General features: G+C 34.8%; 12 protein-coding genes. 11 read left to right on the top strand and 1 reads right to left on the bottom strand.

Annotated elements, in window-relative coordinates:
* Positions 1–46: 46 nt before the first annotated feature.
* Positions 47–466: a VanZ family protein gene (locus tag ACFSW5_RS22820; RefSeq protein ID WP_379278466.1), complete on the bottom strand. Its 420-nt coding sequence runs from the start codon at positions 464–466 to the stop codon at positions 47–49.
* Positions 467–834: 368 nt separating this feature from the next.
* Between ACFSW5_RS22820 and ACFSW5_RS22815 the strand changes: the two genes are divergently transcribed.
* The 11 genes from ACFSW5_RS22815 (at position 835) to ACFSW5_RS22765 (ending at position 11624) form a co-directional block, all read left to right on the top strand.
* Positions 835–1587: a YveK family protein gene (locus ACFSW5_RS22815; protein WP_379278464.1), complete on the top strand. Its 753-nt coding sequence runs from the start codon at positions 835–837 to the stop codon at positions 1585–1587.
* Positions 1568–2248: a CpsD/CapB family tyrosine-protein kinase gene (locus ACFSW5_RS22810; RefSeq protein WP_379278461.1), complete on the top strand. Its 681-nt coding sequence runs from the start codon at positions 1568–1570 to the stop codon at positions 2246–2248. The genes ACFSW5_RS22815 and ACFSW5_RS22810 overlap by 20 nt, the downstream gene beginning before the upstream one ends.
* 225 nt (positions 2249–2473) lie before the next feature.
* The gene (galU, locus tag ACFSW5_RS22805) at positions 2474–3364 is read left to right on the top strand and encodes a UTP--glucose-1-phosphate uridylyltransferase GalU (RefSeq protein WP_379278458.1); all 891 of its coding nucleotides are present in this window, start codon (positions 2474–2476) and stop codon (positions 3362–3364) included.
* Between the two features lie 58 nt (positions 3365–3422).
* Positions 3423–4070 (top strand): sugar transferase, encoded by a 648-nt coding sequence (locus ACFSW5_RS22800; protein WP_379278733.1) that lies wholly within the window; start codon positions 3423–3425, stop codon positions 4068–4070.
* A gap of 33 nt (positions 4071–4103) precedes the next feature.
* The gene (locus tag ACFSW5_RS22795) at positions 4104–5384 is read left to right on the top strand and encodes an oligosaccharide flippase family protein (RefSeq protein WP_379278456.1); all 1281 of its coding nucleotides are present in this window, start codon (positions 4104–4106) and stop codon (positions 5382–5384) included.
* Positions 5385–5456: 72 nt separating this feature from the next.
* Entirely contained in the window at positions 5457–6515 is a 1059-nt protein-coding gene (locus ACFSW5_RS22790; RefSeq protein WP_379278454.1) for a glycosyltransferase family 4 protein, read from the top strand.
* A gap of 128 nt (positions 6516–6643) precedes the next feature.
* A complete protein-coding gene (pssD, locus tag ACFSW5_RS22785; RefSeq protein ID WP_379278451.1) occupies positions 6644–7102 on the top strand; it encodes a PssD/Cps14F family polysaccharide biosynthesis glycosyltransferase in 459 nt (152 codons plus the stop codon).
* Entirely contained in the window at positions 7099–7581 is a 483-nt protein-coding gene (gene pssE / locus ACFSW5_RS22780; RefSeq protein ID WP_379278449.1) for a PssE/Cps14G family polysaccharide biosynthesis glycosyltransferase, read from the top strand. The genes pssD and pssE overlap by 4 nt, the downstream gene beginning before the upstream one ends.
* 18 nt (positions 7582–7599) lie before the next feature.
* A complete protein-coding gene (locus ACFSW5_RS22775) occupies positions 7600–8940 on the top strand; it encodes a UDP-glucose dehydrogenase family protein (RefSeq protein ID WP_379278447.1) in 1341 nt (446 codons plus the stop codon).
* Between the two features lie 13 nt (positions 8941–8953).
* Positions 8954–10105 carry a nucleotidyltransferase domain-containing protein gene (locus ACFSW5_RS22770; protein WP_379278445.1) on the top strand — a complete coding sequence of 384 codons (1152 nt, stop codon included), beginning with the start codon at positions 8954–8956 and terminating at the stop codon, positions 10103–10105.
* A gap of 52 nt (positions 10106–10157) precedes the next feature.
* Positions 10158–11624: a hypothetical protein gene (locus ACFSW5_RS22765; protein ID WP_379278443.1), complete on the top strand. Its 1467-nt coding sequence runs from the start codon at positions 10158–10160 to the stop codon at positions 11622–11624.
* Positions 11625–11657 lie beyond the last annotated feature (33 nt).

Here is an 11657-nt window from a genome sequence, read left to right as displayed (position 1 = left end):
CCATAATTAAAATATCATATTGAGAAATGTTGCACAATATATAGGATTAATTAAACGCTCTTTTATGACGTTTGCTTGTCCCAAAGAAAATAAGGCATAGGATATAGGCCAATAAAATGCCTGCCGAATCATTTATGACATCATAAATGCGTCCGCCCCGGAAGAAGAAAAGCTGAAGCACCTCCGTAAAAGCGGCATAGAGGATCGAATAAGCGATAGCCGTACGATATTTGCCAAAATCCGACGCCAGCACGGCCAGAATGCCGAATCCGACAAAATGCCCAATTTTGCGCAGCAGCCAATCGGAGTCGGCAAAGTCCAGATCCAGATCCAACAGCTCGGACCAATCGGGATTGGGATTGAACATGAAATGCACATAATGATGCTCAATCAGCAGCCGGAAATTAACCGAGCAAGTAAAAATAAAAAGGGCAATCGCCCAGACAAGCGTAAGCAAAATTCGCATCAAGTGGCCTCCTTATGTAAACGCTTCTATTATATATAGGCGGCGATACAATTTGTATATCAGCTTGAAAGACTTGATGGTTACGATGTGTAACCATTTTTTTTGTTAGTATAGTCCACTCAGGTTCCCAATGCAAATCCCGCCAAATGCAAGCGATATCAATAAACTGGCGATACAATTCGTGTCATTTCCCTGAAAACAGGATGAAAATAGTCCTTGACATGTTACATTTCGTATCGTAAAGTAGGGATTGCGAGGTATACAAAATGTATCGAAAATACCATTCTATTAGGACTAGGTGATAGTAATTGTCGGTTTTAATAGATGCTTTTATCGATGATCAATCTATTGAGTGGAGGTTAGCCGCAATGGAATTAAAACAGTACTTTAAGATCATTCAAAAAAAATGGTGGCTGATTGCAGCGATCGTGGTTGTAGCCGTTCTCGGAACAGGGGTAAAAAGTATCTTTTTTACTACGCCGGTGTATGCCGCGAATGCCAAAATTATCGTCAATCAGTCCGATGCCGGCGACGGTCAGAATATAAACGTCTCCACGCTGCAGACTAGCATTTTGTTTATCAATTCTTACAAAGAAATCATTAAATCCGAAGCGATTATGAATAAAGTCGTTGAACGCTACCCGGATTTAGGCGCAAGCGCAGGACAAATTTCTTCCAATATTGCGGTAACGTCCGCCAGCAATTCGCAAGTGATGAATTTAACTTATCAGGATACGTCTTACGAACGAGCTGCAACTGTCGTTAATGCGGTAGCAACCGTTTTTAAAGAAGAAATCCCTCAAATTATGAATGTGGACAATATCACCATTCTTACCCAGGCTAATCCTCAAGCACCAGTCGGCCCGATTAATTTAAATCCGGTCATGAATATACTCATCGCATTTGTCGCCTCTCTTATGCTTGCAATCGGCCTGGTGTTCTTACTCGACTACCTGGATGACACATTAAAGACAGAAAACGATCTCGCTGAATTGATTAATGTTCCTGTTCTTGCTGTAGTAGGAAAAATCACCAAAGAAGAGTTGAAAGCATCCCGTAAAGCGATAGCCTCCCAAAAAACACAAGTAGGTGAAAGCCAATATGCGACGATCAATCAATAATAGCAATCTCATCGTTACATTGAATCCGAAAATCCCTATTTCCGAGGTTTATCGAACGTTGCGAACAAACATTCAGTTTGCTTCCGTTGAGCGGCCATTCCAAGTCATTATGATTACTTCCTCTCAGCCGGGAGAAGGCAAATCGATTACCGTCAGCAATCTGGCCGTTACCTATGCACAAGAAGGAAAAAAAGTGCTGATTATCGATGCGGATATGAGAAAGCCTTCGCTGCATCAATTTTTTTCGCTTCCAAATCGGGCGGGGCTAAGTTCGGTGCTGAACAATGAATCGAGCCGCTTAGAAGTGATCAAAGATACCATCGTGGATAATCTTTACCTTCTTCCTTCCGGTCCGATTCCGAATACTCCATCGGAGCTCCTCTCGTCAGACACTATGCGAAATCTGTTGGATCAATTAAAAAATGATTTCGATGTTATTCTTATCGATACGCCGCCGATCCTTGCAGTGACTGACAGTGCCATCGTAAGCGTGATGTGCGATGCGGTAGTCATCGTCGCAGCTGCCGGGAAAGTAAAGAAGAACCGGCTCCAAAAAGCGAAAGAACAACTGGATCACGTAAACGCCAATGTCATCGGCATTGTATTGAATCAAACGAATCGGGACGATCAAGAAATCTTTTATATGAAGTATTACGGGTAAGCGAATGCTTTAGGTAATGCCTACTGTACCTTTATCACTGTAGGCACTCGGTCACGCTGTGGGTTGGTAACCTTAGACGTTTATTGTCGAGGGTGTGACGTGAGGCGGGGTTTGATGCCCTATTATTTAGAAAGGATAGCTACTACCTTTTCGTAAACGAAGAGGTGATAGCTATGCTTTTTAACATCAATGGTGTCAATTAAATAGAGGATAGGAGATGTTTTTATGAAAAAAGTAAAAAAAGCTATCATCCCAGCAGCCGGTTTAGGTACGAGATTTTTGCCCGCTACGAAAGCCATGCCGAAGGAAATGCTTCCGATCGTAGATAAACCAACGATTCAATACATCGTCGAAGAAGCGGTAGAGTCAGGAATTGAAGACATTATTATTGTTACAGGTAAAGGAAAACGAGCCATTGAAGATCATTTTGACCATGCATTCGAGTTAGAAAATAATCTATTCAGTAAAGGGAAATTTGACTTGTTAGATGAAGTTAGGCGTTCATCCAATGTCGATATTCATTATATACGTCAGAAAGAAGCCAAGGGGTTAGGCCATGCAGTATGGTGCGCCCGCAACTTTATCGGCAATGAGCCGTTTGCCGTCTTGTTAGGAGACGATATCGTTCAAGCAGAGAAACCATGTGTTCGACAGTTAATAGAACAATTTGAACAACTACAGAAGTCTGTTATTGGTGTTCAAAGTGTCCCCCATAATCAAACGCATAGGTATGGGATAGTTGATCCAATGACTCATTTAGGAAGGTTGTACGAAGTAAATAAATTTGTTGAAAAGCCTGCACCAGGGACTGCTCCATCGAATTTAGCAATAATGGGAAGGTATATTTTGACTTCAGATATATTCGATTATTTAGCAATGCAAGAAGAGGGAGCAGGTGGGGAAATTCAATTAACGGATGCAATTCAGAAGTTAAATGAAAGTCAGGGTGTTTATGCTTATGATTTTTATGGAACTCGTTATGATGTAGGTGAAAAACTTGGGTTTATTATGACAACGCTAGACTTTGCACTGAAAAATAAAGAATTGCGCGAACCCCTAATGGAAGGTCTTGAAGCAATCATCGAACGAGAACATTCATCTAAAATAAATCGTTAATGAGGTGAAAATATCGATGGCTTCTACTCAGCAAAATAATGAATCAAAGGCTGTAGTAATGGAAGGCAGCTCTTTAAACCAAATAAATGATAGATCAATATATTTTTATCTCGCCATAAAACGAACTATGGATGTCGTACTATCAATTATTGGGCTCTTGTTACTATCGCCTGTTTTCATTATTGTAGCCATTATTATAAAAATGGAGGACCCAAAAGGGTCCGTATTTTTTTATCAAACCCGTATTGGGAAGAATGAGATTCCATTTCGAATGTATAAGTTTAGATCAATGGTATCCAATGCAGAAGAATTATTAGAAGGGCTTTTGGATAAGAACGAAATAAGTGGCGCAATGTTTAAGATGAAAGAGGACCCTCGAATAACTCGAGTAGGTAAATTTATTCGCAAAACAAGTATAGATGAATTACCTCAATTATGGAATGTAATTCGGGGAGATATGTCACTTGTTGGACCAAGACCTGCTCTACCACGCGAGGTAATGAATTACACTTCTTATGATAAATTACGTTTAACAGTGACCCCAGGTTGTACCGGACTGTGGCAAATTAGCGGGAGAAATCAACTAAGTTTTAGCCAAATGGTCGATTTAGATCTGAAGTATATTTCCCAAAGAAGCTTGATAGTTGATGTAGAAATAATAATAAAAACGATTTATCAGGTATTTGTTCCAAAGAATGCATATTAGCACAGAAATATTATTAAGAATAGAAGTGGTTATGTGAAGAAAAGCTCCTTATCATTAAACACCCTATGGATGCTTGCCGGGAATTTCTCTAGGGTATTTATGCAGGCTGTTTACTTTGTTATTGTTGCCAGAGCACTTGGTGCAGACGGTTTTGGTGCTTTTGTTGGAGTTACAGCCTTGGTTGGAATTGTTTCACCTTTCATTGGACTTGGATCAGGAAACATTCTAATAAAAAATGTATCAAGAAATCATTCTATTTACTTTAGTGAATGGGGAACCGCTTTAGGGAAGTTACTATGGTCATCACTTTTATTAATGAGTTTATTGGTTCTAGGCTGTAATCTATTTTTGCCTGGAACGATCCCTTTCATTTTGATTGTTTGTGTTGTTTTATCTGATGGACTTTTAATGAGGCTTTTGGATATGTGCGGTCAAGCATTTCAAGCTTTTGAACGGATGAAATGGACTGCATATCTTTCATTCTTAATAAGTGCCTCGAGATTATTAGGCTCTGTAGTGTTACTGATTTTAGGAAGTAAAGTTACCCTAGAATATTGGGCTATAATTTATCTTAGCTCGACATTATTGAGTTCTGGTTTAGCTACATTCTTTGCAATTTTTCAATTAGGCAAACCACAATTCAATGTCAAAACATGGTTTAGCAATTTACTTGAGGGTATATATTTTTCGGTAAGCCTTTCTTCACAAAATATATATAATGATATAGATAAGACTTTGCTAACAAGACTCTCTACTCTTGAAGCGTCAGGGATATTCGCTGCGGCATATAGAGTAATCGATGTAGCCTTTACTCCAATTAGATCATTATTGAATGCTACATACCCGAAGTTTTTTCAACATGGGGAACTCGGAGTAAAAAATGGTTATTTGTATACTAAGAAGATTATCCCATTTGCACTGATATACTCGATTGTAATTGGAATAGCAATGTATACTTTCGCCCCGATTTTACCACTATTCCTGGGAGAAGATTTTGAAAATTCTATAGAAATCGTAAAATTATTATCTGTAATTCCTCTTTTAAAGACAATTCATTATTTTGCAGCTGATACAATCTCCGGCGCTGGATATCAAGGCTTGAGAAGTTTTATACAAATTTTTATCGCAATATTCAACATAATTTTGAATTTTATTTTAATACCAGAGTACTCATGGCTTGGAGCTGTTTATACAGGCATTATTAGCAATGCATTATTAGGTATCCTTCTTTGGATTTCCGTTGGAGTGCTAATTAAAAAAGAGCAAGGACTAGATAAAAATAAGCACCATGTTGAACTTCAAAAGCAGGCCTAGTCTTAAGGGAGATCCTGAATCTTTTCCAAATTTTTTATCTAATTGATAAAAGCCAAGCGGGTGAATATTTTTATGAAAGTATTACTGGTGGGCAATTCTAATACCGTTAAAGGAGGCATAAATTCAGTAATTGTATCCTTGATTGAAGGGTTGAAGAGAAGTAAAGAGGAACTAATTATTGAGCGGTATCCATCCTATACCAATAGGTCAAACTCTTTAGCCCGTATTGTGTATTCAATTGTAATGATCCTGAAATTTCCTTTTTATGCATGGACTTTTGATGTCATTCATTTGCATTCTGCGGCAAAGGGAAGTTTTTATAGAAAAGCAATTTACACCATTGTCTCAAAGTTATTAAGGAAGAAGATTGTTTTTCATATTCATGCATCGGGTTTTGAAGCTTTTCAAAAAAGTAATCACTTTAATTCGTGGGTCGTCAAGAATACTTTGAATAAAGCAGATTGCATCATTGTACTTTCAGATCAGATGAGAAAGCTGGTTCGATCATATTGTCAAAATCAAAAAATTGTAGTATTACCTAACCCGATTAACATACCTAAGGATTCCGAGATTGAAAAGTTAAAGGAACCAAATCAAAAAATACAGTTGCTGTTTATGGGGGAAATAGGGAAAAGAAAAGGAATTTATGATTTGGTTGATGCTATATCACAATTACCGAACGAAGCTAGGCAACGTGTTGTTTTACATATTTGTGGAAATAACGAGATCGATAAGCTAAAAGAATATATTATATCTAAACAATTAACGGGTTCATGTATTGTACATGGTTGGATCGACGGCGTTCAAAAGAACAAATTTTTATCAAACGCTGATGTCTACATTTTACCTTCTTATGCAGAAGGTCTTCCGATCTCAATTCTAGAAGCGATGGCCTATGGAATGCCAATTATAAGTACGAATGTTGGTGGAATTCCCGAAATTGTAAAAAATAATGAAAATGGTTTTCTTCTTGAGCCTGGAGATACCGTTTCATTAGCAATTGCAATAGAGAAGCTAATTAATGATAATCAATTAAGACTACGATATGGACTGAAAAGTAAGGAAAATGCTAAAAAACATGATCTACAGATAGTCATTGAGAAGCTTTTGACTGTTTATAAAGCTTCATGAATCACAAAAGTTAATATCTGATAAGTTAAAAACCCTGCATTATTTAAATGCAGGGTTTTTATTCTAAAGTTAAAATACAGCTCAAGTTAATTTTATCAATATTTTTTAATTATGGAGTGGACGATGTTATGGACAAGATTTGTCTTGTAAGCTCAACTGGTGGACACTTAGCTCAACTAAAACAAATAATACCTATATTATCGAATTACAATTATTTTGTTGTTACTGAGTTCAATAAAATGAGTGATAATAATAACAAAGAGGAAAAATATTACTTAAAACAACAGGAGAGAAAAAACATCCTTTTCTTATACTGTGCTTTATACAATATTATTATTTCAATCTATATCATTCTCCGAGAACGACCTTCAATAATTATCAGTACAGGTGCAGGAGCGGTTATCCCTATTTGCCTGTTTGGTAAATTAATGGGCTCAAAACTAGTCTTTATAGAAAGCTTTGCAAAGATTAGTACGCCAACATTAACCGGCAAAATATTGTACCGTTTCTCAGATCGTTTTTATGTCCAGTGGGAGCAACTAATAAAGTATTATCCTAACTCTGTATATAGGGGGACTATCTATTGATACTCTTAACAGTTGGGACGCAAAGGTTTCAATTTAATAGGCTATTAACAAAAGTTGATGAACTGATTCAAGAAGGAATAATTAAGTCGGATATGTTTGCTCAAATTGGTTACTCCACTTACATACCAAAGAACTATAAATATATTACATTAATTAGTTCAGATGAAATGGATCGTTATTTTGATCAATCTGACTTAATCATTACTCATTCAGGAACAAGTTCAATTATCAAAGGGTTGAAAAAAGGAAAGAAAATAATCGTTGTACCAAGACAAAAGAAATTTGATGAACATATTGATGATCACCAGTTAGAAATTGCAATGATGTTTGAAAAAAAAGGATTTATTGAAGTTGTATATAACATAAATGACCTAGCACAAAAAATAGAAATAATAAAAACCAAAGAATATGCGAAATATGCCAATGAAAGTCAATTTCTATTGAACGACATAAAAAAATATATTGAAAAAATAATATGAATTAAGGAGTGAGGGGTTTTGAAAATAAGTGTTATTGGAACTGGATATGTAGGTCTTGTATCAGGAGTATGTTATGCTGATGCGGGAAATGAAGTTGTTTGTGTAGATAAAGTTCAAGAAAAAATTGAAATGCTAAATTCAGGCGTCGTTCCGATTTATGAACCTGGTCTAAAAGAATTAATTGATAAAAATATGGAGTTGGGCCGACTGAAGTTTACTACTGGTATTGAACAATCAGTTAAAGATTCTGACATTATAATAATAGCAGTAGGCACTCCTTCGTTACCGGATGGAAGAGCAAATCTGGATTTCGTGAAAAATGTTGCAAACGAAATCGGTGTTTCTATTAATGGTTACAAAATTATAGTGACAAAAAGTACAGTTCCAGTTGGAACGAACGAAATTGTAGAAAGTATTATATCCGCACAAACAGATGTTGTGTTTGACGTAGCGTCGGTTCCAGAATTTTTAAGAGAAGGGTCAGCAATACAAGATACATTGAACTCTAATCGAGTTGTTATTGGAACAAATAGTAAATATGCTGCGGATGTTTTATCTGAACTTCATAAACCTTTTACAAGAAATATTTTAGTGACGGATATTAGGAGTTCAGAAATGATTAAATACGCTTCAAATGCATTTCTAGCGACTAAAATATCGTTTATTAATGAAATTGCAAATATTTGCGAAAAAGTTGGCGCTGATGTGACTCAAGTCGCTCTCGGTATGGGATATGATCACAGAATCGGCAACTCATTTTTAAATCCAGGTATCGGATACGGCGGTTCTTGCTTCCCCAAAGATACACAAGCGTTAATTCAAATTGCAGGACAAATGAATTATGACTTTAAGTTATTAAAGTCGGTGGTAGAAGTAAATAATGATCAGAGGTTTAATGTTTTAACCAAACTAAAGTTAATATTAAACGATTTAGAAAACAAAACTGTTGGTATATGGGGTCTGGCTTTTAAACCCAATACAGATGATGTTAGAGATACTCCAGCATATGAAATTATAAAATCAATATTGGATTGCGGGGGGAAAGTAAAAGCATATGACCCATTAGCAATAGAAAATTTTAAGAAAACATTTCGATTAAGTCATAATATTATCTATTGTGATACTGCAAAAGATGTTGCTCTTGACTCTGATGCACTCTGTATTTTAACAGAATGGGAAGAATTTTCGCTAATAAATCCAACGACCATTCAAAAGTGGCTAAAAAGACCAAATCTTATTGACGGAAGAAATATTTATAACGAAGTACAATTGTATGGCACCGATCTAACTTATTATTCGGTTGGCAGACCTAGCTTAAATAAAGGTGTGAAAGATAAAAGCCCTGTATTGTTTGTTTAGGAGATGTTGAACTTTGATATTATTATCAAATGAACAAAAAGAGTTAAATTTGCTGTTACTCTTAATTTCATCAAGGGATCTGCAAGAGGAACGGATTGCAAACTTAATTAAAAATATTAATTGGGATCTCTTTGTCGAATTGGCTATCCATCATAAGGTTTACTCAATATTATATACGAGATTAAAACGATTAAATCAAATGGCAGTACCAGTTTTTGTGTTAGATATATTAGAAAAAGAGTATAAACGAAATTCTTATATGATGCTTGAATTATGTGCTGAAACAATTCGAGTATCGAATGTTTTAATTGAAAATGATGTTAAAACGATATCATTAAAAGGTCCAATTCTTGGATATGAGTTATATGGTGATATTACTCTTCGAACTTCAAAGGATATTGATTTATTAGTATCTGAAAATGATATATCTAAAAGCAAAGTAATTCTTGAACAATTGGGGTATATATGCTTAGACCGAGTAGATGACTTTTTACGATCCAGCAGAAAATGGCACGAACATCATCTGAGTTTTTATCACCCAATCAAAAAAATAGAAATTGAATTACATTGGAGATTAAATACCGGCTCTATAAAAGAGCTGGTATTTAATCAATTATGGGAAAGCAGAACAGCAAGTAAACTAAACAAGAACGTATATCTGCTAGGTGAAGCAGACCTATTTATGTATTTAGCAATTCATGGTGCAGGTCATGCATGGTTTCGATTAAAGTGGCTTTTAGATATGGACAGGATAATAAATAAAAATGAAAAAGTAGATAATGTTTTAAGGAACATGGATCTATATAATAACTCCTCTATTGGCGCACAATCATTGATTTTAGCTGAATCCCTTTTAGGTACTCCTATAACGAGAAGTGTTAAAGATACACATTTTACAAAAAAGTCAAGAAAATTAGCAAAAATGAGTATGCTATTTATACGTAACGTGGTTCAATTTGATAACTTACCGACTTTGCTAAGAATATATTTCCGAATTTATTTGTTATTTATCAATCCGACGCATCAAAAAATTAAGTATGTTTATAGTCAATTACTTCCGAACAAAAGGGATTTCATGACGTTAAAATTACCAAAACAATTATTTTTTTTATATTTCCTATTGAAACCATTATTATGGGTATTAAGACAATTTAAATTGAGATGATAAAATTTTTGAGATGATAAAGAGTTAATTGTAATAGTAAAGAGAGGAATGAATGAGAGTGAGGGAAACATTACTGTTTCGATCAAGCGAAAGAGAAAAATTTCTTCCTATTTATTTGATTTTCCCTTTCTTTATACAGTTTTTATTCATAATGTTAATGGTAAACTATACCCAGATCACAACATTATACATTATTAATGTATTTGTGACAATTATATATTCATTCTTGTATATATTTTATTTTAAAACTCCTATTTATTTATTATATCATCTAATTCTAATTATTATTTCTCAAAATTTACTGATTGGCTTAGGTAACGTTTTTTCCGAAAATCAGACAAGTGGTCAAAATCTTAAATTAGCTCTTGTTTATAAAGAAGTATTTGCAATTATATTTGTCTTGTTTCTTTTTATAAAGTTTAAGAATAATTTAAGACTATTTCGATTTGAAAAAATATTTTTAGGAATTGTGTTAATAGTTTTATTGAGTTTTTTTGTATCAAGCGCAACTTTAGATGCAAAAGCTTATTACATAAGAGTTTTTTTGATTTTATTTGTATCTTATGCAATCGGCAGGCTTCTGTTCTTTGGTTTTAGAAACAAAGCAATTGATTTAGAAAATGTATATTCGATCGTTGTTAAAAGTGGTGTTATTGTTGCTGTTATCGGTTTTTTGTTTATGATGATCGGGAATGACTCACCGATATGGAGTGAGTGGTTTAATTTTGGAATAATTCAAGAAGCTAAACGTGGTGTGTTTGAATCTCACCCAGATTTTATGACTCAATTAGGAGCATTGATACTTCCAAGAATGTTCTCGATTTTTTTTGATCCAATAAGTTTAGGTTATTTCTTAGCAACGGCTCTCTTATGTACTTGGTTAAGAAAAAGAAACAACCCTATAACACAATGGATATTGGCTGCCGCATTGCTCTGTACTCTTGTTAAGGGGGCAATTGGAGTAGTATTAATAACATATGTTTGGATAATCGCTTTAAAATTTTTGAAATTAAAACCAAGAAATATAATAATACTTTTTATAAGCGTGATAATTATCTCTTTCATTATATTATTCAATATTGATATTAAATCAAGTTCAGATGTTCATATGGCAGGGTTAATTGAACCAATATTAAACTCCCATAACATCCCATTTGGAATGGGATTGGGTAATGGAGGTAATTATTACGCTATCCAATCCGGAATTTCGGCATGGTTTGTAACACATACCGGAGCTGAGAGCTTTTTTGGTGTATTATTGTACCAACTAGGCTACCCAGGAGTATTATTGTTTTTGGGATTTTTTATTGGTGCGGTAGTAACAATGCTTAAATACAGTACTGAGCATTCAGGAGAATTGAGAGGTAAATACATCATTGCATCGGGGATATTGTTTTCATTACTTATAGCTTCATTGTTACAGGAAAGTACTTTTGGAATAAATTTCAGTGGCATCCTATTGATAATTATAGGGATCTACTTTTCTAGAATACAAAATGAGTCTGAGAATAGTGTCTAAGTAAAAACTATTATGATTTTATGTTAAAGTGTC

The sequence above is a fragment of the Paenibacillus thailandensis genome (assembly GCF_042685365.1).
Lineage (GTDB): Bacteria > Bacillota > Bacilli > Paenibacillales > Paenibacillaceae > Paenibacillus_AP > Paenibacillus_AP thailandensis.
This window is presented reverse-complemented; position numbering and strand designations above follow the sequence as displayed.